20 protein-coding genes are annotated in these 21,342 nt (G+C 64.7%); 10 read left to right on the top strand and 10 right to left on the bottom strand.

Features of this window, described 5'->3' with window-relative positions; genetic code table 11:
* Positions 1-197: 197 nt before the first annotated feature.
* Positions 198-551 (top strand): DUF1801 domain-containing protein, encoded by a 354-nt coding sequence (locus tag CH249_RS03010; RefSeq protein WP_032394047.1) that lies wholly within the window; start codon positions 198-200, stop codon positions 549-551.
* 225 nt (positions 552-776) lie between these two features.
* A complete protein-coding gene (locus CH249_RS03005) occupies positions 777-1,394 on the top strand; it encodes a class I SAM-dependent methyltransferase (protein WP_094682163.1) in 618 nt (205 codons plus the stop codon).
* 28 nt (positions 1,395-1,422) lie between these two features.
* Here CH249_RS03005 and CH249_RS03000 read toward each other — a convergent pair whose 3' ends face one another.
* The 4 genes from CH249_RS03000 to CH249_RS02985 form a co-directional block, all read right to left on the bottom strand.
* Positions 1,423-2,427 (bottom strand): polysaccharide pyruvyl transferase family protein, encoded by a 1,005-nt coding sequence (locus tag CH249_RS03000; RefSeq protein ID WP_094682162.1) that lies wholly within the window; start codon positions 2,425-2,427, stop codon positions 1,423-1,425.
* Entirely contained in the window at positions 2,424-3,326 is a 903-nt protein-coding gene (locus tag CH249_RS02995; RefSeq protein WP_094682161.1) for a glycosyltransferase family 2 protein, read from the bottom strand. Before CH249_RS02995 ends, CH249_RS03000 begins: the two co-directional genes overlap by 4 nt.
* Positions 3,327-3,392: 66 nt before the next feature.
* Entirely contained in the window at positions 3,393-4,565 is a 1,173-nt protein-coding gene (locus CH249_RS02990) for a winged helix DNA-binding domain-containing protein (protein WP_094682160.1), read from the bottom strand.
* Between the two features lie 4 nt (positions 4,566-4,569).
* Complete coding sequence (locus tag CH249_RS02985) at positions 4,570-5,337, bottom strand: metallophosphoesterase (protein WP_094629565.1); 768 nt, start codon at positions 5,335-5,337, stop codon at positions 4,570-4,572.
* 171 nt (positions 5,338-5,508) lie between these two features.
* Between CH249_RS02985 and CH249_RS02980 the strand changes: the two genes are divergently transcribed.
* Together CH249_RS02980 and CH249_RS28280 are read left to right on the top strand one after the other, a co-directional pair.
* Positions 5,509-6,852, top strand: coding sequence for an MFS transporter (locus tag CH249_RS02980; protein ID WP_094682159.1), 1,344 nt, complete (start codon positions 5,509-5,511; stop codon positions 6,850-6,852).
* A gap of 84 nt (positions 6,853-6,936) precedes the next feature.
* The gene (locus CH249_RS28280) at positions 6,937-7,575 is read left to right on the top strand and encodes a hypothetical protein (RefSeq protein WP_256988061.1); all 639 of its coding nucleotides are present in this window, start codon (positions 6,937-6,939) and stop codon (positions 7,573-7,575) included.
* A gap of 104 nt (positions 7,576-7,679) precedes the next feature.
* Here CH249_RS28280 and CH249_RS02970 read toward each other — a convergent pair whose 3' ends face one another.
* Complete coding sequence (locus CH249_RS02970) at positions 7,680-9,053, bottom strand: FAD-binding oxidoreductase (protein WP_032394054.1); 1,374 nt, start codon at positions 9,051-9,053, stop codon at positions 7,680-7,682.
* 71 nt (positions 9,054-9,124) lie between these two features.
* Between CH249_RS02970 and CH249_RS02965 the strand changes: the two genes are divergently transcribed.
* Positions 9,125-10,873 (top strand): GAF domain-containing protein, encoded by a 1,749-nt coding sequence (locus tag CH249_RS02965; protein ID WP_094682219.1) that lies wholly within the window; start codon positions 9,125-9,127, stop codon positions 10,871-10,873.
* Here CH249_RS02965 and CH249_RS02960 read toward each other — a convergent pair.
* The gene (locus tag CH249_RS02960) at positions 10,859-11,848 is read right to left on the bottom strand and encodes an SDR family NAD(P)-dependent oxidoreductase (RefSeq protein WP_094682158.1); all 990 of its coding nucleotides are present in this window, start codon (positions 11,846-11,848) and stop codon (positions 10,859-10,861) included. The two genes, CH249_RS02965 and CH249_RS02960, sit on opposite strands and share 15 nt — an antisense overlap.
* 71 nt (positions 11,849-11,919) lie before the next feature.
* On the opposite strand from CH249_RS02960, the gene CH249_RS02955 reads away from it, so the two are divergent.
* The 4 genes from CH249_RS02955 to CH249_RS02940 all read left to right on the top strand — a co-directional run bounded on the left by CH249_RS02955 (position 11,920) and on the right by CH249_RS02940 (position 15,721).
* Positions 11,920-13,833: an alpha-amylase family protein gene (locus CH249_RS02955; RefSeq protein ID WP_094682157.1), complete on the top strand. Its 1,914-nt coding sequence runs from the start codon at positions 11,920-11,922 to the stop codon at positions 13,831-13,833.
* A gap of 74 nt (positions 13,834-13,907) precedes the next feature.
* The gene (locus CH249_RS02950) at positions 13,908-14,864 is read left to right on the top strand and encodes an alpha/beta hydrolase family protein (RefSeq protein WP_032394221.1); all 957 of its coding nucleotides are present in this window, start codon (positions 13,908-13,910) and stop codon (positions 14,862-14,864) included.
* Between the two features lie 17 nt (positions 14,865-14,881).
* Positions 14,882-15,241 (top strand): VOC family protein, encoded by a 360-nt coding sequence (locus tag CH249_RS02945; RefSeq protein WP_032394056.1) that lies wholly within the window; start codon positions 14,882-14,884, stop codon positions 15,239-15,241.
* A 6-nt stretch (positions 15,242-15,247) separates the two neighbouring features.
* A complete protein-coding gene (locus CH249_RS02940; RefSeq protein WP_094682156.1) occupies positions 15,248-15,721 on the top strand; it encodes an SRPBCC family protein in 474 nt (157 codons plus the stop codon).
* Here CH249_RS02940 and CH249_RS02935 read toward each other — a convergent pair.
* Together CH249_RS02935 and CH249_RS02930 are read right to left on the bottom strand one after the other, a co-directional pair.
* Complete coding sequence (locus CH249_RS02935; protein ID WP_094682155.1) at positions 15,687-16,568, bottom strand: PE-PPE domain-containing protein; 882 nt, start codon at positions 16,566-16,568, stop codon at positions 15,687-15,689. The genes CH249_RS02940 and CH249_RS02935 overlap by 35 nt on opposite strands.
* A 75-nt stretch (positions 16,569-16,643) precedes the next feature.
* Entirely contained in the window at positions 16,644-18,020 is a 1,377-nt protein-coding gene (locus tag CH249_RS02930) for a WS/DGAT domain-containing protein (RefSeq protein WP_256988060.1), read from the bottom strand.
* A gap of 115 nt (positions 18,021-18,135) precedes the next feature.
* On the opposite strand from CH249_RS02930, the gene CH249_RS02925 reads away from it, so the two are divergent.
* Complete coding sequence (locus CH249_RS02925) at positions 18,136-19,566, top strand: sialidase family protein (protein ID WP_143544356.1); 1,431 nt, start codon at positions 18,136-18,138, stop codon at positions 19,564-19,566.
* A 57-nt stretch (positions 19,567-19,623) separates the two neighbouring features.
* Here CH249_RS02925 and CH249_RS02920 read toward each other — a convergent pair whose 3' ends face one another.
* Positions 19,624-20,445, bottom strand: a complete 822-nt coding sequence (locus CH249_RS02920; protein WP_094682152.1) for a hypothetical protein — start codon at positions 20,443-20,445, stop codon at positions 19,624-19,626.
* A 132-nt stretch (positions 20,446-20,577) separates the two neighbouring features.
* The gene (locus tag CH249_RS02915; RefSeq protein ID WP_032394223.1) at positions 20,578-21,156 is read right to left on the bottom strand and encodes a TerD family protein; all 579 of its coding nucleotides are present in this window, start codon (positions 21,154-21,156) and stop codon (positions 20,578-20,580) included.
* Between the last annotated feature and the right edge of the window lie 186 nt (positions 21,157-21,342).

Genomic DNA, 21,342 nt, shown 5'->3' with positions numbered 1-21,342 from the left:
CGGCGGCGCTTTACCGCCGAGTGTCAGATATCGTTACCACGGTGGTACGCGCCACCGACTGCGCTTCCACGTGGCAACCACGTGAATCATCGAGGAGAGGCCTGACCAGCTCAGGACATGTCCGGATGGGGTGCGGCGCAGAAATGCGCCTCCTTCATTGTGCCGATGCCCGACATCGGTTGGCGAAAGGACATGACATGTCGTCGAAGGACGAAAAGAACCTCGCTCAGGTGATCGAGAAGATCTCGAAGATGGACGAACCGCGGCGTTCGGTCATGCAGCGTGTGCACGACATCATCGTGTCCGCGGCACCCACTTTGAAGCCGCGGATCTGGTACGGAATGCCCGCCTATGCGAAGTCGGCGAGCACACCGGCGCTGGTGACGCTGCGCAACGACGATCGACTGAATCTGGCCATCACCGAGAAGGCGGTGTTCCGCGCTGCCGGTGGCGCGGACGGAGAGTTGATGCCTGCGGCGTGGTTCTTCGAGACCGTGGACGAGGGCACGGCGCAGCGCATCGCCGAGATCGTCCGTTCGGTCGTCGACTGAGCACGTTCGGTCGACCGCGGGTCCGGTCGTTGCCCGACGTGAGTTCATCCGTGACCCCTCGTCCACCAAATCTACGACACCCGAGTTGTGGTGCGAGTGATAGCAATTGCTCATCGCAGGGACGCCTATCGGTGATCATTGCGGCACGTTCTGCGAGTGGGCGTCGTCGTCTGCGCCGCCCAATGATGTTGACTACGCTTCGAATCGGACGATAGGAGAACGTGAATGGGTCTGCAGGAACTCGAAGCCTTGGTGCACCGAACGGCCACTGCTGGGGAACCTTTCGAGCGTGGAGCCGATGAGGCGGAGCAGACATACTTGTCTTCGCTTGCGGCACGGGAGAGTACGAAGCTGATCTGTGAGGTCGGGTTCAATGCCGGCTTCTCGAGTTGGGCGTTCCTCGACGCATCGCCCGATACGACCGTCGTGTCCTTCGACCTGGCCGCCTATGCCTACAGCGACGCCGCGAAAGCCCATATCGACGAAAACTTTCCGGGCCGGCACACCCTGATCCCGGGCGACTCGCACATCACCATCGCGGCCTATGCGAAGGAACATCCGGACGTACGGTTCGACGTCATCTTCATCGACGGCGACCATTCGGTGGAAGGTGCTCGCGCAGACCTCGACGACCTCCGTCCACTCGCCACCGCGGACTCGATCGTGATCATGGACGACATCACCCCGTGGCTCTGGTTCGGCGAAGGTCCCACTCAGGCATGGCAGGAAGCCGTCGATGCGGGCCGGATTCTGCACACGCAGTACTTCCGCGACGGCGAACCTGTCGATGCGGTGACACCTCCGGCTGCCCGTGCCTGGGCCGAGGGTCGCTACCCATTCTGAACGTCCGCGCGGGGTCGAGCAGCGTTTCTCACCGACAGTCGGACACGGCCTGCCGTACCAATTCGGCGGCCTCGTCGGTGGTCGGCGCGAAGTGGACGTTGTCGAAACGGTGCAGGTAGGCGTCATAGATACCGGACACCTTCCTGTTCGCGTTGTCCATCGCCACGACACGCTTGCCCATCATCGCCGCCAGTACCGCGGCGTGCAGTCGATCGGTGAGGACGACGGGTGCGAGGTTCAGAATGCGTTGGGCCACACGAAGGTTGAGCTTCGCCGTTTGCTCGTACGAGCGGAGAAGGGCGGGGTAGAGCAGACGATTTGTTCTGGGGAAACGTTGCGCAATCAGAGTCGGCAGCATCACCGCCGTCGAGATCGCCAGATCCGTTCCGTGCAGGCCCCAATCGTATTGGACGGATGAAGCGTCGATGTTCACCGATGCATGACCGAGGCTTTCCGAATCGGCGCGCAGGAGCTTCACGACCTCCACTGCAGAGCCTTCGGCGCTGCGCGCGATCTCGGCACCGAAAGCCATGTCCGGACAGTACTCGACGCGATTGCTCGGGAAATGCTCGAGCGCCAATTCGTACGAACGTTGTTCACGGAGCATGAGGGTGAGATCCGGGTGCTGCGCGTACAGTGCTGCGGTCCTCGTAAGGGCTCCGGCATCGGCAAAGTCGATGCTCTGGGGGAGGCACACTATTTTGTTGCGAGGAAACCGCGCAACGATTGCTTCACGAAACCTCTGGTCGATCGGCCACCGGTCGCCGAAATTTCCCCCGCCTTGCAAGAACAGGGTCCCGTCGCCGATTCGTTCTTCGAGTAGAGCATCGTTGTGGGTGAACGGATCGGACACGTAGTCGACGTGCACGTTCAACCGCTTCAGGTACTCGACCTCACCGGCGTGGATGAGCGAGTCACCGGCATTGTAGTGATTCGGAAAGTCCAGGTGCGCCACACGATCTCCCGGTTCCGCGTGAGGCCGCAGGACGCCGAGAGTCTCTTCGCGTAGCGCATCGACGGTCTCGTGCGTCATCGGACGCTCGGTCTCTGTCGTCGGCCGAGCGAGGTCACTCGTGTTCGCAGAGCGCCGTAGTGAATCCCGATGTAGTGCGCCCACAAACCACTCGGTAGCGGTCTCAATATCTTCGGCAGCCACGGATTACGAACTGTCGCAAGATAAAGTATCGACACCGCGTGTACGGGAATCCTGACCAAGGACGAGGGGTGTGGGCAGCCCGATGCGCGGTGCTTCGTCGACAGTTGATAAGACGTCCGGCCGTACGCCCGACCTTGCTCGAACGATCGACGGACAGTCGTTCTGACGCGGTAGGCGACCACTGCATCCGCGGCATGTCCGAGTGTCGATCCCGCCTGCTGAATTCTCCACGAGTAGTCGACGTCCTCGGCACCGCCGACGAAGTCTTCGTCGAAGTCTCCGACCTTCTCGAACACCCTCCGCCACATGGCGAAATTGCTCCCCGGTGCGTACGGCAGATAGGCGGAGCGGAACAGAGCGCCGGGCGGCGGGACGGTTCGCCACGCCGCCACCTCCGGGGAATTGAGGGATTCGACTTCGAGTGCGCCGCCCACCGCGTCGAAACTGTCGAGTGCATGTACCAGAGCAGTCAGCCAAGTCTTATGAGCGACGTCGTCGTGGTCGACGAAGGCAACTATGTCGCCGTGCGCAGCTTTCACGCCGACGTTTCTGGCGTACGAGACTCCACGCTTGGCGGAGGCGTCGACCATGCGGATCGTCATAGGCAGAGAGAGATTCTCGAGGTGTGCGCGCAGGCCGTCGGTCGAGCCGTTGTCGCTGACTATCAGCTCGACGTCGCCCGTGTAGTCCTGTGCGGCGACGGCCTCGAGCTGCTCATCCAGATCGGGCAACCCGTTGTACACGGGGAGGACGATGGAAACGAGACTGATCGGCACGGTCCGACCCTATCGCGAATTCGGGCACCGTTCGGCCGCGTGCCCCGCTGCCCAGGCAGATATCGGCTACTTCTTTCCCCGCAACTTCTTCTCCAGCGGCGTCGGGAAGGACGGGACCACCGGGGTGCCGTCGAGCAGGGTGGTTATTCTTTCTGCGTCGGCTGCAACGGCTTTCGACACCGGAGACCCGACGTCCTCCAGGAATTCCGTCACCACTGCTCCGGAACCGGTGACCGCCCAACCGCCGACGATACGACCACCGGACCAGATGGTCGGGCCGATGTTGCCGAAGGTGTCGAACAGCGGGGCCTTGTGCTCACCCAGATACCAGGCTCGGTGCTTCCACCCCATCGGCGTGGGATCGAGCGCAGGTAGCAGCATGACGCTCGTGCCGGAAGGCTTATCGAAAACAGTGCTGGACAACATGATTCCGTCGCCCTCGGTCAGTTCGACCGCAACGGCGTTCAGTCCGGACACCGCCTGACGAGTCTGTGTCTTGTTCCAGCCCGTCCACCACTGCAGATCGTCGAGGGTCGCAGGGCCGAACACCTCGAGCCAACGTCGGGCAAGGTCGGCACGTGCCTCGGTCTCGTCGAGATCGGGAATCCCGTCCGGCCACCAGTGATCGATCGGTGCCCACGCGTGGCGTCGCGATGTCCACGCGCCCCGCGGTTCGACGCGCACCAGCCTTCCCTCGGCGGCCATCATCACCAGTACCTCCGAGGTGACGTACCGCTTGACGTCGTACACCTTGTCGGTGGTCGGCAGCAGCGCGGTCTTGAGGCCGGGCACGACGGCAGACAGCTCGGCCCCGGTCGCGGTCCCCATCGATCGCAACGCCGACTCGGTCTCTTCTTCTGTTGCTGCAAGCCAGGATTCGACATCGGCGATTACCGGTTCGGTGGGCAACGTGGAGACCTGCTTGATCAGGCGTGCCCGCATGGTGCGCGCAACTCCCAGGCTCGCCGCAGCGTGAATCATCGGAACGTCGTCGTGAGCGACGACGAACATCGTGCGCCGCATCGCCATCAACCGCACCAGGCTCCGGCGCTCGTACATCGCATCACGAACATCCGAGAGTTCCAGTGTTCGAGCGCGGGCGAGCACCGACAGATACACCGTCGCCGGATCGGTGGCATGCAACGCGAGGAGTGACGACACCACAGCTTCGGTGGTCGATGCACGGGCGAAGTGCTGCGCGACGAGCCGGTGTCGGCGCTGAGCGTCGGTGATCTTCACGCGATCAGTGTGACGGCATTTGCGGCGCAGGGCCGACGAATCCGGTGAGAAGTGCGTCGGCGATGTCGCTCATCCCGTGTGCGCGGGCATCGGCGGCGGCACCGACGTGGTCGTACTCGACCAGCTCGAACGAGACTGTCCAGCTGCCACGGTCGTGGTCGTCGAGTACCGCGTAGCGCGCATGCGGAGAGCCGGATTCCATGACGTGCGGGTAGGGCTGATCGTCGTCGTAGGCGGGCACGCCGACGCTCCCTGGATTGACCACGAGTGTGCCGCTGGGGAGAGTCCATTGTCGCTGCAGGTGGGTGTGGCCGCAGGCGATGACGGAGTGGTTCGTAAAACCTGCTGCCCTGTCCAGTATCTCGGCCTCGGTTGCCTCGCGAGAGCCGTTGTCGTCCACCGAGTGCAGGAAATATTGCTCATCATCGGTGGGTGTTCCGTGCACTGCGAGGATTCCGCCATCGAACTCCAATGAGAACGGCAGCGAGGCCAGCCACTGTCGATGCTCGTCGTCGAGTCGATCATGGGCGTGCCGATCCCAACTGCCCATGGACTCCCGGTCCTGCTCGAGCAGATAGCGGTCGTGATTTCCCGCGACAGTGGGAAAACCGAGTGCCATCAGCCGGTCCGCAGTTCGACGCGGATGCAGGCCGCCGGACAACAGATCGCCGAGATTGATCACCGAGTCGACGCGATGGCGTTCGATGTCGTCGACGACGGCGTCGAGCGCCGCGATGTTGCCGTGAATATCGGCAATGAGAGCTACCCGCACAACCACAGGATCGCAGCGTGGGCAGTCGACTGCAACACGGCAGCCCGGAGGCGAGTGCTGGAGACTTCACCCTCACACACCCGCCGTCGATGGGTGGTTTCTCCATAGACCTTCGCTCGAGTCGCCCATAACGTGGTCCAGGTCACTTTCGATCTAGGGAAGGCCGAGCCCATGCCTGCAGTCACGTCGAAGCCCGAGATCGAATCAAGGGTGGTCAAGAAGGTCGCTCGACGCATCATCCCGTTCCTCGGATTGGCTTACTTCGTCAACTATCTCGATCGCACCAACATCGGTCTCGCCAAGCTGACCATGAGCGACGAATTGGGCCTCACCGAGACGATGTTCGGCCTCGCGTCGGGACTGTTCTTCATCGGGTATCTGCTGTTCGAGGTGCCCAGTAATCTGGCGCTGCACAAATTCGGTGCCCGACGGTGGATCGCCCGCATCATGGTGTCGTGGGGAATCGTGGCCGCCGCCATGGCTTTCGTGCCGACGGCAGGGTGGCTGTACGGTCTACGCATCCTTCTCGGCATCGCCGAGGCCGGCTTCTTTCCCGGCGTACTGCTGTACATGACGATGTGGTTTCCGCGCGCCTACCGCGTGCGGTTGATGGGCCTGTTCTTGCTGGCTCTGCCTGTGTCATCGGCGCTCGGTGCGCCCCTGTCGAGTGCGATCATTCAGTACCTGGACGGTCTGTTCGGACTGTCGGGTTGGCGGGTTATGTTCCTCCTCGAAGGCATTCCGGCGATTCTGCTCGGCGTGATCACCTGGTTCTATCTCACGGATCGACCGTCTCAGGCGAAGTGGCTCACCGTTGACGAGAAGGAATGGCTCACTGCGGAATTGGAGTCCGAGGACGCAGTGAAAGGCGGGCACGTCAGCGGCTCGGTCAAGCGTGCGCTCGGTGATGTACGAGTATGGATGCTCGGCCTGATCTACTTCGGCATCACCTACGGCCTCTACTCCCTGAGTTTCTTTCTGCCCAGCATCGTCGCGGGATTCAAGCAGACGTTCGATACCGACTTCTCGCTCGTGACCACGGGACTCATCGTGGCGGTGCCGTTCGCAGTGGGCGCGGTGGCGATGGTGCTCTGGAGTCGGCATTCGGACCGGACCGGCGAGCGAACGTGGCATGTAGCGATACCGACTCTGATCGGTGCGATCTCCATTCCATTTGCGCTGTACATGGATTCACCGTTCACCACCATGATTGCGGTGACCGTCAACGCCGTCGGCGTGTTCTGCGCTCTACCCGTCTTCTGGTACCTGCCCAGCACCTTCCTCACCGGAGCCGGCGCAGCGGCTGGAATCGCGATCATCAACTCGGTCGGCAACACCTCGGGCTTCGGTGCCCCATACGTGACGGGGTGGCTGCTCGACGCCACTGGCAACGCCAAGGCGGGCCTGTGGGTGGTCGGCGGTGTCATGCTCATGGCGGTGGTGTTGGTGATCGCTCTGCGCAGCCGAATGGGAGTCCGCTCCGAGAACAATACGGATGTGCCGGTGGCGCACTGACGAACGGCTGCGTAGTTACGGAGCCGAGCATCTTCTACACAGCCGGATCCAGTCCCCGCACCGTACAGCGGACATACTCGACGAATGACGAGTCGCGGGCGGGTCCGGAGCTGGGAGATTCTCGGCATGGAGGGCGTCATCGATTCCGAGGACACTCCGGGCGGAAGCTGGACGCCGTCTGGTGCCGTTGCTGTTCACGGATTGCCGGTGCTGACTCCAGGCGAAGAGGTGGAGTTCGAGTGGCAGCCACAGGAAGAACCTCGGTACGGGTACAGCTTCTTCACAGTTCGCGCCTGGCCGCTGGGCACCGAACCGGTTCCACAGTCGAGTCGTCCGACATTCGGTGCTTGGGATATTGCCCCTGACGGCACCGTCACCGAAGTCATCGATCTGGATCGAGACGAACCGATTCGGGCTGGAACGTGGTCAGTCGGAGTGGTGTCCGTGTGGAACGGCGAAGAGAGTTGGGGCGTCATCGATTCCGAGGACACTCCGGGTGGATGCTGGTCATTCTTCAGCGCGCTGCATCCCGATGAGGTCATCGACTCTCGATCGGGAACAGGGTTCGACATCGGTGGAGGTGTCTCCGAGCTCGCAGTAGGCGAGCAGGTCGACTTCGAGTGGGAGCCTGCTGTCGATCAGGACGGTTATCGGTTTCGCGCGATCAGGGTCCGACCGCGTCGCGAGACTCCGCCCTGGCGGGTCCGGCGATTCGATGGCTGACGCATTCGAATCGAAATCCACGATGCTCTGACCTCCCGGCGGCCTCCGACGGTTATCGAGCCGCCGCTCGCTGGCCGTCGACGCGGATCGTGGGATGCAGTGGATCAGGGTGTGAACACTTTGCCCGGGTTCAGGATTCCGCGCGGATCCAGTGCCTTCTTCACAGCTCGGTGCATCTCCAACACCACCGGATCGAGTTCCTGCACCAGGCCGTCCATCTTGAGCAGTCCGACTCCGTGTTCGCCGGTCACGGTGCCGCCGAGTTCCAGTGCAGCGTCGATGATCTCGGCGAAGGCGGCCTGAGCGCGTTCGCGAGCCGGAAGGTCGTCGTGCGGAGTGATGAGCAGCGGGTGCAGGTTTCCGTCACCGGCGTGTGCGATGTTGGCGATGGTCGTCTCGTAGCGAAGGCCGATCTGCTCGATGCGCGAAAGCATCTCGGGTACATGCTTCTTCGGCACACACACGTCCTCGGTCAACACCGGACCCAGACGCTCCATCGCGGGATACGCCAACCGTCGGGCCGCGAACAGGGCGTCGGCCTCTTCCTGATCGGTCGAGACCGCAGACCAGGTCGCTCCGGCCTCGTCGAAGCACGAGAGCATCTTCTCGGCTTCCTGGTCTCCGATGAGACCCGGATCGTCGATACGTCCGAGCAACACCACATTCGCCTCGACCGACAGGCCCATGTTCTTCCACGCGTCGACGGCGATGAGGCACTGCCTGTCGATCAACTCCAGTGCGGACGGCGTCAAGCCGGCGGCGGCCACCGCGGCGACGGCACGCCCGGCGTCGACGATCGAATCGAAGTAGCCGGCGACGGTCCGCTGCGGATCCTGCAGCGGGCGTAGTTTCAGGGTCACCTCGGTGATGATGCCGAGGGTGCCCTCCGATCCGACCATCAAGCCTGCAAGGTCGTAGCCGGCAACGCCTTTGGCGGTCTTGCGGCCGAGTCGAACCAGTTCTCCGGTTCCGGTGACGACCTGCATGCCCATCACGTAGTCACGTGTGACGCCGTACTTGACGCAGCACAATCCGCCGGCATTGGTGGCGACGTTGCCGCCGATGGTCGACCACGGCGCACTGGCCGGATCCGGGGGATACCACAGACCCTGCTCGGCAACGGTTGCGCGCAGGTGATCGTTGACGACTCCAGGCTCGACGACGGCGTAGCGCTCGAGTGGGTCGATCTCCTTGATCGTGTCCATGCCGTCGAGCGCGAGAACGACGCATCCCTCGGTGGCGTTCGCGCCGCCGGACAGTCCGGTGCCCGCCCCACGGGTGACGATGGGTGCGCCATGGGCCAGGCATGCACGAACGACAGCTTGGACTTCTTCGGCGCTGCGGGGTCGCACGACGGCGACCGGCGTCGAATACGGTGCCCATTCGGCCTCGTCGTGCTGGTAGGAGGCGACGACGTCCGGGTCAACCACGATCCGATCCGCGGGCAGGACCTCGGACAACTGTTCCACGAGCGACATGTGTTCGACTTTAGCTGTGACGCGGGTCTCGGCCAATGTAGGTTTTCTCCATGTCGCCCGCGAAGTCATGGATGGAAATGCTGCTAGACGACGCGTCCGTCGATGAATTGGAAGCCCACCGACTAGATCTTCCCGGTGCCGAGGCGCATGCGGCACTCCGGCTGCGCACTCTGCTCGATCAACGCAAACAACGCAGCACCGAGCTGTCGGCGCTCAACGACATCGCGGTGCGCCTGACGACTGTGCGTGACAATCGCATTCTGCTGCAGGAAGTGGTGGACCAGGCGCGCAGGCTGCTCGGCGTGGACCTGGCCTACATGGGTTCGGTGTACGGCGACGAGTTCGTCATCGAGGTCACCAGTGGTGCCCTTACCCCGCAACTGGTGGGCATCAGGCTCACACTGGACGAGGGGCTCGTCGGGCTGATCGTGCGCGGTGCCTCGCCGTCGTGGACACCCGACTATCAGAGCGAACCTGCATTTCGGCACATCACGGGAGCCGACAGTGCTGCGCGGTCGGAGAACATGCGCGGTCTGCTGGGCGTACCGCTTCGGGTCGGCGACCGCGTGATCGGCGCACTGTTCGCGTGCAAGCGGCAGGAGCGGGATTTCGCAGACAGTGAGATTGCTCTGCTGTCCGCACTGGCCGCGCACGCGGCCATCGCCATCGAGAACGTGCGAGCGATCGACACGCTCGAAACCCTCAACGCCGAATTGTCGCTCCGCACCACGGAATTGGAGCAGACTCTGCAATGGGACCGCACGTTGACACAGGTCGTGCTCCGAGGAGGCGGTGTGCGGAGTCTGGTTCGGGAGGTGGCGTCGGCCACCGAACGTCCGGCGTATTTCGTGGGCGATGCCGCGTCCGTACCGGTTGCCCTGGAGGACAGAGCGGTCCAGGTCGAAGCCCTGGTCGAACGTTGCAGGGCGGGTGCCGATACTGCCGTCGGCGACGAGATCACTGCGCGCCGGGTGGTGGCTGCCGGTCGCTTCTTGGGGGTGTTGATCTCCGTCGGATCGGACGACGACCAGACCCGCCTACTTCTCGATCGAGCTGTGCCGGCCATCGCGCTGTCGCTGGCCGAGGAGCGCGCGGCCGCGGAATCCGCCCGCCGGGCGCAGGACGCATTCCTGCTCGATCTACTCCTCCATCCGACGTCGACGCCCGAGGACGAACGCAGGCAGTTCCACCGTGCCGGACTGACTCCGGACGTGACGTATTGTGTGGCGGTCGCGCAGGGCAACGCGTCGAGAGCCGAGTTGGAAGCTCTCGCACTGCCCCCGGGATCGGTTGTAGCGGAGCAGGGTTCGAGAATCCTGTTGGTCGTTCCCGCTCGCGAGTCCGCTGCCGTTCGTCGCATGATCGTCACCCGGGCCACCGTGGGAATCTCCGAACCCGCGCGAGGAGCCGACGCGCTGGCGACGGCGTTCCGAGAAGCGCAACAGACTGCTGACGTGCTGACGACTCTCGGCAGAGACGGAGAAGTGTCCTCGGCGCGCGGCCTGGGAATCTATCGAATCCTGCTGAGCCACATGGCCCGTGAGCACCTGGACGAGCTCACCGAGGACAAGCTCGGGCCGTTGCTCGCCGAGCAGGACAAGCGCGGGGTCCCGCTGATGGAGACCTTGTCGACGTATCTGGCTCACGGTCGCCACCATTCGGCCACCGCGTCGAGCTTGGGAGTGCACGTCAACACGCTCTACCAACGGCTCGAAGCCATCGACCGGCTGATCGGTACGCAGTGGCGTGACCCCGACGATGCTCTCGACCTTCAGGTGTTGATGCGCCTGCGCAGATCGGCCGATCTACTCGGTCTGTGAGCCACCGGCCGAGGGTTCGGTCTCGATCCCCGTCGCCTCGACCACGCTCGCCCACAGTGCATCTCGCACGCGAGGTGAATCTCCGCGCCAGGAAGGGTAATGAGTCGGACGCGGGGCCCGGTCGTGCCAGAACGTGCCGGTGCTGGTCAAGGCCTGGTCGGACCCGACGAGCCAGACGATGGTGTCGGCCCCGTCGTGTGCGTTGCGCAGAATCGGCTTCATCACCGAACCGAACATCGGCATCGATCCGGTGACGCCGGGAGTGGCCGCCCAGCCCGGGTGCATGCTGTGCACCACCGGGTCGTCTTCGAGCGAAAAGCGTTCGGCCAGTTGCTCGGCCACCACCACCTGCATTCGCTTCGTGCGAGCGTAGGCGGTCATGCCGGAGTACTTGCCGTTCTCGTACTCGAAGTCCGAGTTCTGCAGCGGCACCGCATACATGCCGCCGCTCGAGACGAACACGACCCGCGATCCGGCGTCGAACAGCTCTCGCAGTCCCACGGTCAATGCGACCGGCCCGAGAACGTGGGTGGCGAAAGCGGATTCGTGCCCCTGCGCCGAGAGTTGCCGCTCGTCCGGCATGACCCCGGCGCAGTGCACCAATGCGTGCACCGATGTGAGCTCGGATGCGAGAGCCGCGCTCAAGGCCGCCACGGAATCGAGATCGCTGATGTCACACTCGCGGACCACGAGGGAGGCGTCGGGCACCTCGGCTCGAATGGCCGCGGCCGCGGACTCCAGCCGATCGGCCGACCTGCCGACCAGGTGCACCCGTGCCCCCAACCTGGCCAGTTCCTTCGCGGTGGCTGCGCCCAATCCGGACGACGCGCCGGTCACCACCATGTCGATGGGGGCGGGGAACGGCGTCGGATCCGCGGCCCAGAATCGTCGACGCACCGTGGCACCGATGCGGGAGTATCCGGGAACGACTGCTCTGTCGAGGAACGTGTCCAATGTGCGGGTCAGCAATGACATGGCGCTGTGATACCCCGCGGTAACCGGATGTATGCGCGTCCCCACGCCGGGGTCGATGCCAGAATGAGCCCATGGTTCACCCCGCCGTCTCCGACGTCACCCGAGAGATCCTCGCCGAGCTTCCCGCCCACCGACGTGAGACCTTCGAGTTGCGTCTCGAGCAGTGGTTTCCCGATCTGCACGACGCGGTCACGGCCGTCTATCCCGATCCCGACGCGGTGGCGGCCACCCTGGTGGAGATCGCTGCCAGCGCCTACGCGTCCCGCCCCGAGGATCTGCACCGGCTCGATCAGCGTCGGCTGCTCGAACCGGATTGGTTCCAGCAGCCGGACATGTTCGGCTACGCCTGCTACGTCGACCGGTACGGACAGACGCTGCGCGGGGTGGGCGAGCGACTGGACCATCTGACCGATCTCGGTGTCACCTACCTGCATCTGATGCCGCTGCTGCAGCCGCGTCCCGGCGACAACGACGGCGGATACGCGGTGATGGACTACCGCGCGGTGCGAGAAGACCTCGGCACCAACGAGGACCTGCGGGCGCTCGCGGAAACGCTGCGCGGACGCGGCATCAGTCTCGTTGTCGATCTGGTGCTCAATCACGTTGCCCGCGAGCATGAATGGGCCGAGAGGGCGCGCTCGGGCGATCCGAAGTATCGAGACTACTTTCTGATCTATCCCGATCGCACCACCCCGGACTCGTACGAGCGCACACTCCCCGAGGTGTTCCCGGACTTCGCGCCGGGCAGCTTCACCTTCGACGACACACTCGGCGAGTGGGTGTGGACGACGTTCAACGAATGGCAGTGGGATCTGAACTGGGCCAATCCCGCTGTGCTGCAGGAGTTCGCAAGCATCGTGCTGCACCTGGCCAATCTCGGGGTCGAAGTGCTGCGCCTCGACGCGATCGCATTTCTGTGGAAGCGACTCGGCACCAACTGCCAGAACCAGCCCGAGGTGCATGCGGTCACTCAGGCCCTGCGAGCCACCGCCCGACTGGCGGCTCCGGCCACGCTGTTCAAGGCCGAGGCCATTGTCGGGCCCCGCGATCTGCTGCCGTACCTGGGTCAGGGCCGGCACACCGGACGGGTCTCGGACATCGCGTACCACAACTCGCTGATGGTCCAGGTGTGGTCGATGTTGGCAACGGGCAGTACATCATTGGCGCGGCATGCCCTTGCATCGTTGCCGCCCACGCCACCCAGCGGCACCTGGGTGACGTACGTTCGCTGCCACGACGACATCGGTTGGGCCGTCGACGACGGCGACGCGGCGTCCCTGGGACTCTCGGGCGCAGGGCATCGCCAGTTTCTGGCCGACTGGTACTCGGGCGAATTCGACGGCTCCTGGGCCGAAGGCCTGGTGTTCCAGTACAACCCGGACACCGGTGACCGTCGGATCAGCGGCACCGCAGCCGCGCTGACCGGACTGGGGGAGTCCCGCCTGGATCCCGACGGCGCGTTCGGTCGAATCTTTCTCGCACACGCCATCATTGCCGGATGGGGCGGAATCCCGGTCGTGTGGAGCGGCGACGAGCTCGGCTCCCCGGGAGATCCGAACTGGGCCGACGAACCGGCCCATGCCGAGGACAACAGGTGGGTGCATCGGCCGCGCGTGACCGATGCCGATCGGGCCGGCCGATTCGATCGGGGGAGTGACGCACAACGGGTGTTCGACGGAATCGCTCGCATCGCGAAGGTGCGCGCCGGCCTGCCGATGTTGCACGCCGAAGCGCCGGTGGACGTGCAGAGCGAGTCGGACGACGGTCTGCTCGTGGTGCGCAGGCGGCATCCGAGCGGCACCCTCGTCGCCCTCTACAACGTCACCGCCGAACACCGCTCGTTTCCGCACGCGCAGCTGATCGAACTCGGGATTCCGGCCCCGGTCGAGGTTCTCTCGCAGCACGATCTGCAGGTCGACGACACCGGCTCGGTGTGGTTGCCGCCCTATGCGGCGTGGTGGATCGTCGACAACCCGCTGCGTTAGAGGAGGCGGTGCCGTGACCGGCCTGTTACCCTGCCCCGGGACGGTCGGTAGATACGAACAAGGGGACAATGTCGATGCTGCATGCTCGGATACGAAGTCTGGTGCTCGCTGTGGTGGCCGTGTTGGTGGCCACGATGGCAACGGTGCTGATGGGGACCGGTGTGGCGAAGGCCGATTCCGAGCTCGTCTACGTCTATTCGCCGTCGATGGACAAGAACATTCCGATCAAGGTGCTCAAAGCCGCCGGTGGGGGACCCGCGCCGACGCTCTATCTGCTCGACGGGCTGCGCGCACCCGAGGACAACAGCGGCTGGCTCATCGAGACCGACGTCGAGAGCTTCTTCGCCGACAAGCACGTCAATGTGGTCATCCCGTTCGGCGGCGGCGGCACCTTCTACTCCGACTGGCAGCGCGACGATCCCAAGCTCGGGCGGGTGAAGTGGGAAACCTTCCTCACCCAGGAGCTGCCGCCGTTCATGGCGGATCGGTTCGGTAGCGACAACGTGAACAACGCCGTGGCCGGACTGTCGATGAGCGGAACCTCGGCGCTGAACCTGGCCGCGCACCACCCCGACTTCTACAAGGCGGTCGCGTCGTTCAGCGGCTACCCGACCGCCAGCAGTCCCGGATTCGCCCAGGGCATCGCCGTCGCCGTCGGCGAGATGGGCGGCAACGCGCGCAACATGTGGGGCACCTGGCCGTCCGCGGAGTGGATCCGCAACGACCCGTCCCTCAACGTCGGTGCTCTGCGCAACACGGCGGTCTTCGTCTCCTCGGGTAGTGGTTCGCCGGCCACGGACCCGGTCTTCAACCCGGCCAGCAGCAGCTTCGACCCCGTCAGGTTCGCGCAGATGGTGCCGCTCGAGACGGCTGCAGGGATGAGCAGCCGGGCATTCGTTCCGTTGTTGCAGGCCGCGGGCGGGCGACCCAACGTCAAGATCACCGGTACCGGTGTGCACTGGTGGAACCACTGGGAGCAGCATCTGCACGAGGCGTGGTTCGAGACGATCGCCCCTGCCGTCGGCGGCTGAGCGTTAGTCTGTTCGCCATGACACCACCGAGGATCACCGTCGACTACACGGTGCTCGACTGCCCGGACCCGGCTGCGCTCGGCCGGTTCTACAGCACCATCCTCGGCTGGGAACAGTCTCGCGACGACGGCGATTGGGTGGTGATCGACGGTCCGGGTGATCTGCGGTTGGCATTTCAGAAGGCACCGGACTTCGTCCCCATCGACTGGCCCAGCGAGGGCATCAAGATTCACCTCGATCTGGTGGTGGACGACATGGAGCAGGCCAGGGACTTCGTCGTCGACGCCGGGGCCGAACTCATCGACCACGCGCAACCCTCGTTCTGGGTGTTCCGCGATCCGGCCGGGCACATCTTCTGCCTGTGCAAGAGGGACTGACCCGCAATGACCGGTGAAGCCGTACCCGTCCTGGTCGAACGCTCCGCCGTGGTTCGGGCCGACGCCGCAACCGTGCACGCACTGATCGACGACTTTCATCAGTGGGTGAAATGGTCGCCCTACGAGGGAGTCGATCCGGACCTGAAGCGCACCTACAGCGGTCCCGACGCCGGAGTGGGTGCTTCGTACTCGTGGTCGGGTAACCGCAAGGCCGGCGCGGGGACGATGACCATCACCGAGTCGATTCCCGAAGAACGAATCGTGCTCGACCTCGCGTTCACCAAGCCGTTCAAAAATCGGAACGTCACGGCATTCCTGCTCGAGCCCGTCGCCGACGGGACCCGAGTGACCTGGCGAATGTCAGGGAAGCAGAGCAAGCTGTTCGCTCTGATCGGAAAAGTGTTCTCGATGGACAAGCTCGTCGGGCCGGACTTCGAGAAGGGTCTCAGGCAGCTCGCTGCTGTGGCAGAGAAGTCCTGAGCAGCTCCTCGCGCCGATCCGCTTGCCCGCCCAACCAGCGCGCGAGAACCTGACATCCTGTCGAGTCGCCCTCGTACGGCTCGCGTGCGTACGCAATGTGTCGCCCGCCGCCGGGATTGGCCCATTCGAATCGGTGCCAGCGCAACGACTGCGGTAGATAACCGGACACCTCGACGGCCGCGGTGCGGAGGCGTCGAACATCCTTCGCCCACTGCGAGGGTCGAAGGCGGGTTCGGGTCGCGTTCTGAAAGCTGTTGCTGCGCAACAGACTCCACAGCTCGCGAAGCCAGATTTTCGGGGTCCGGAACGACATCCATCGGGTGAGGTCCGCTATGTCACGGATCAGGCTGTCGTCGCTGGCGTTGCAGATCATGTCGGACCTCAGACCGATCCACTCGACCGGAATCGACTCGGGCAGAGCCGGACCCGCACCGGCGACGCCACGTCCGGTGCATCCGTCGACGGCACCTACCGGCTGCTGAGGATCCGATATCAGACCAGCGGCAACGATGCGGCTGCCGTCGATCGTTCCGGCGTGCACCAGACCGAGCACCTCGCGTACGACGGTCGCGCCCTGGGAGTACCCGATCAGGGCGATCGGTCCGCTGGTGCCCTCGATGGCGCGGCGCAGGCGTCTGACGCCGATGTCTGCGCTGTGTCGAAAACACAGTCCGCCGAATGCGACCGGACCGTACGACGCCGGATAGCCGACCCACCGGCCGACGAACCGGTCGTCGAGCTCACCGACGACGCAGGCCAGCAGGCCCGTCACCCGCGTTCGGTGGTCGGACGGATGTGATTCTCCGGTACCTCCGACGGCGAGTACGGTGACCTTCTGCTGGCTCATGACTGTCAGTCTGGTGGGAGAACCTGAGCTCGACGCCCGACAAATGCTGAGAACTGTCTGGCAGTTCGGTCCCGGTCAGGCCAGAGCCGTGCGTACGTCCGCGAGAGCGTCGCGAAGGAGTGCCTCGTAGAGATCCGGGTCGGGTACGGCCGCGCTGTTGGAGGTGATGCCGACGGTGACGGTATCGCCGATGCCGTGCACTCCGTGGGTCAGGCTCATGGCCGGGGACAGGGCCGGGAAACCGGCGGTGAATCGGACGGAGCCGCCGCCGAACGTGAGGTCTGCGGCACCGCGCGAGACGCTGGAGACGACGGTGTTCCCGGTGACGGACGGAGGGACTGCGGTCGGATCGAACTGCGCGACGCCCCATTCGGCAAGAAATGCAGGCACGTGTGCTTCGACGGCGTCCTGTGACGCGCGGGCGGCCTCCGACAATGGATGGTTCGCGCGAGCCCGACGCGCGGCCAGATCGGCCGATACGAGTCGACTGCGAGTGCGGATGTCGGGCTCGTCGGTGAACAGTCCGACACCGACGTTGCCGAAATTGTTTCGCGCGTCGGCTCGTGTGTCCCTCGCCAGCGTGACCTCGGCGGCCAGGTCCGGACCATCGCCGAGAAGCCGTTGCAGTGCAACCGACACTGCGGTCAGTACGAAAGTGGTGACGGTGGTGACGGTGGTGCCGGCGGACTGCAGGTCGGATTTCGGAAGCACGATGGTGCGCACCGCCGTCCGGCCGGCGGGCGGCACGTCCAAGGCGGTCGGAGCGCGCGAGTGTGCGGGCGGAGGGATCTCACCGGAGTCGGTGCCTCGTCCGAGGCTCAGCGCGTCGCGTCGGGCACGGACGCCGCCGTGAACCATCTGTGCCAGTCGAAGCGGGACGGTCGCAGCGGCAACGATGGTGGATGCCTGCACGAACACCGCGGGAGGCTCCGCCCGCGCGGAGGCCGGTGGAAGTGGGTGCGTACCGAACAGGTCGCGGGCAGTGCGAGCGGCCAGTGTTCCGTCGGCTGCCGCGTGCGAAAGCTGGAGCACGGCAACGACGGCCGCGCCGCCGGGAGCGTCGGCGATGTTCGGATACAGGTGCAGGTGCCACACGGACACTCGGGGATCGACCTGACGGGCGAACGATGCCGCGATCGCGTCGAGGCACTCCGGCCAGGTGCGCGGCGTTCGGTGGACAGAGATCGTGTCGGGGCGCGGGCACGCCTCGGTCCAGCGGGGATAGTCGAGACCGAATGCGACGTCGGTGATGCGTCGACGCAGAACCTCGATGCGCTCGCTGCGCTCGTGCAGTCGTGGCACTTCGGCGTCGAGGCCCTCGGATCCGCTGTCGAAGCAGTACAGCAGAAACTGGTCGCTCGGAATTTTCGACGCCATCCAGTACGCGCGCGCATCGGCCGGATGCAGGCGCGTCGATCGGGGGCGGCGGTTGTCGGCTCGAGCGCGGGGCACACGATGAGCCTATGCGGCACACTGCGAACCGAGATTTTACGTACTGATCGGTCCCGTTCTGTGATCTGTCACCAGGACGGGCCGAGGACTTCTTCGGTTGCCTGGAGGTCTACCGGTGCCATCGGCGCTAGCCTGGTCCAATGCATCGACCAGCACTGTGGCCGCGACGCCGTGGCACCCCATGGCGGGTGTCGTGACGCCCAGAGTTGCTTCGGGTTATCGGGCAGGACTGCGTTCCTCGACCAACGCCGCCGCATCGGCCGACTTCGTCACCGACATCTCCTACACCGAGTACGGCTCTGCGGCCTGCACCCTGGGGGTGGCGGCGGACAACACAGTCTTCGTCGCGCCCGCATTCACCGTCGACGGTGTCGGTGTACTGCGCTCGTCTGACTTCGGAAAGTCCTGGCGCGCATCGGTTCCCGACGGGGTGCAGCAGAGTCGGAACCGACCCTATCTGTACTTCGACGACGTCGACGAGCGGCTGTTTCTGCACGCCGGCCGTTTCGACGCGGTGCCGCCCCACCCGCTGCGAACGGGCTTCACCCTCGGAGTCAGCGACGACCGGGGCGAAACCTGGCGCACCCGGAAAGTGGCATCGAAAGCGAGGATGGACGCCAAAGTATTTGCCGGACCGAGTAATTCACGGTCGGGGAGAGTTACGTATCTCTCCGCGCCCACGCCGTTCGCAGTACGGGTGCGGCCACTGATCAACGTCACCCGGCAGGTCATCTGGCGGTCCTTCGACGGCGGGGTGAAGTGGGAGGTGGCCGGTGGTTTCGACATCGATTCGAAGAACATCCCCGGGTTGCCGAGTCGGGAGTACGTCGCGTTCGGCAAGGGCGTCGTCGCCCCGGACGGCACGGTCTACATCGGTGGCCGTTACGGACGACGGTTCGCGGTGGCGGTCAGTCGCGACGAGGGCCTGACGTGGGACGTTCGGATGGTCCCCGGTTCGGCGCTGGCGAAGTACCACAATGCAGTGCATTTTCTGCTGCTCGGATCGCGTTATCTGCTGCCGGAGTCGATGGCCGTCGACGACGACGGGAACGTGTACGCGGTGTGGCCGGACCGCGACGGGTTGCTGCATGCGGCCTGGTCCTCGGACGGTGCGGTGACGTGGTCGAGGCCGGTGGTGGTGTCGGCACCAGGGGTGCGCGACGCTCGCTTCGGCGCGATCACCGCCACCGGGTCCGGGCGAGTGGGCATCGCCTACTACGGACGTGAGAGGGGTCGTGCGTTCCACGGCTTCATCGCGCAGTGCCGTGACTTCCGTACCAGCGGCCCGGTGTTCGTCGGTGGAAAGTACAACGAACCCGACGCGCCACTCTTTCCCTACGGGTTCTGCAGTGTCGTACCGGGTTTCGGGTCGAGGCGCTCACTCAACGAGATCGTTCGTGTGCATTTCGCCCCCAACGGTGACCTCGTGACCGGGGCGGCGATGCAGATGCGGGGAAGGAACAGACAACGGCCGTGGGCGGCGCGATCGGAACACACCGAGATGCAGGCCGTCCTGGGCCGGCTGGGCCGAATCGTCAGCGCGTAGCAGTCGAAAGGCCCTGCAGCAGTGCGCTGCAGGGCCTTTCGTGATCGTGCGGAACCTCTAGGCGACGTTGATCATGCCGACGGTGGGGAAGAAGAAGCAGCTCTTGTCCGAACCGTCGAGGGCCTTGTGGTTCACGGTGCCGAACACCGCGGCGAGAACGGTTCCCGATCCGGTTTCGACGGGTACGGCGCGGGCACCGGCGGCAGGCAGCGAGTCGATCGCGCCGATGACGAACGGCCGAACGATGTCCTTCGCGGCGTCGGGCACGCCGGAGTTGGCGAGGATCGAGTCGGCGAGAGTGGTTGCCAAGCCGCCGAAGTCGGCGAATCCGCCCTTCAGGGTGTTGACGTTGAACCAGGCGACCTGCATCCCGGTCTTGTCTGCGGAATCGTTCACGATTCCGGCCGGAACGAACGCGAACATCGTCTCGCCCTTGTCGACGGCATTGAGCTCGGGAATCTCGATGGACGGCAGGAACGGCAAGGTGGGGATGGCCGGCGCGGTCAGCTGAGGCCACGGTCCGGCCGCTCCGCCTGCGACACCCGGAACGATGCCGAGGGGCGAGCCCGCCGTAGCGGCGCAGTTGATCGCTGCCGTGGGGTAGAAGAACGGCGTGATGCCGAAGTCGGTGAGGGCATTGTTGGCCGCGTTCAGTGCGGCGAACGGATCGACGCTCGCGTCCTCGGCGACCGGGGTACGTGAGTCGGCGATCGCGGTCGCGGCGTCGAGTGAGGCACCACCCTGTCCCTGCAGTGCGGCGATCGCCTGCGCCAGCGGATCGGCCGGTGCCGGATCCGCTGCAGCAGTGGCGGGGACAGCGAGCAATGCCGCGCAGGAGAGCGCGAGCGCGCCGGCCAGACGGCTGAGGCGACGAGACATGTGTGACTCCTGTGACTGATGAGGCTTATGTTGCGTGTGCGCTGATACCACCACACATCATCTGGACGTCACAAGCTCAGCCGGAATCCGTTGTTCAATCGAGACGGTCCGAGCGACACTGTGCGCGGACAGCTAGCCCACGTCGATGCCGAAGTCGCGCACGATCCCCTCGAGGCCCGAGGCGTAGCCCTGGCCGATGGCACGGAACTTCCATTCGGCGCCGCGGCGGTACAGCTCGCCGAACACCATTGCCGTCTCGGTCGAGGCGTCTTCGGTGAGGTCGAAGCGGGCGAGTTCGCGCCCGTCGGACTTGTCCACCACGCGGATGAACGCGTTGACGACCTGGCCGAAGTTCTGGCCAAGGGCATCGGCATTGTGAATGGACACCGGGAAGACGATGGAGTCGACGTCCGGGGTCAGGGCCGCCAGGTCGACATCGATGCTCTCGTCGTCGCCCTCACCTTCGCCGGTCCGGTTGTCTCCGGTGTGCTCGATGGCACCGTCGGGGGAGCGGAGGTTGTTGTAGAAGACGAAGTAGCTGTCGCTCAGCGCCTTCTTCGTCGTGCCGAGTCCGATAGCACTGGCGTCGAGGTCGAAGTCGCCGCCGGTGGTGGCACGGACATCCCAGCCGAGACCCACGCTGACGGCGGTCAGGTTCGGTGCTTCTTTGGTCAGCGAGACATTTCCACCCTTGGCAAGCGTTACGCCCATGTCCATCCACTCCTCAGCGCGTTCGTCCGTGCATCGTCCACTCCACCATATTCATGTTCGAGATCTCGGTGCTCGAGGTGCACGTGTGAAGCCGGAGGGGAACGTGGTGGGTGTGAGCAGTGGGGCTGGCGGTACCGATGGGATTGTGGTGGGATACGACAAACGGTAAAAGATAGCAGTGGTTGT

The organism is Rhodococcus sp. 05-2255-3B1, from assembly GCF_002258545.1.
Lineage (GTDB): Bacteria > Actinomycetota > Actinomycetes > Mycobacteriales > Mycobacteriaceae > Rhodococcoides.
The sequence above is the reverse complement of the archived record's forward strand: the minus strand, read 5'-3'. Positions and strand labels throughout refer to the sequence as shown.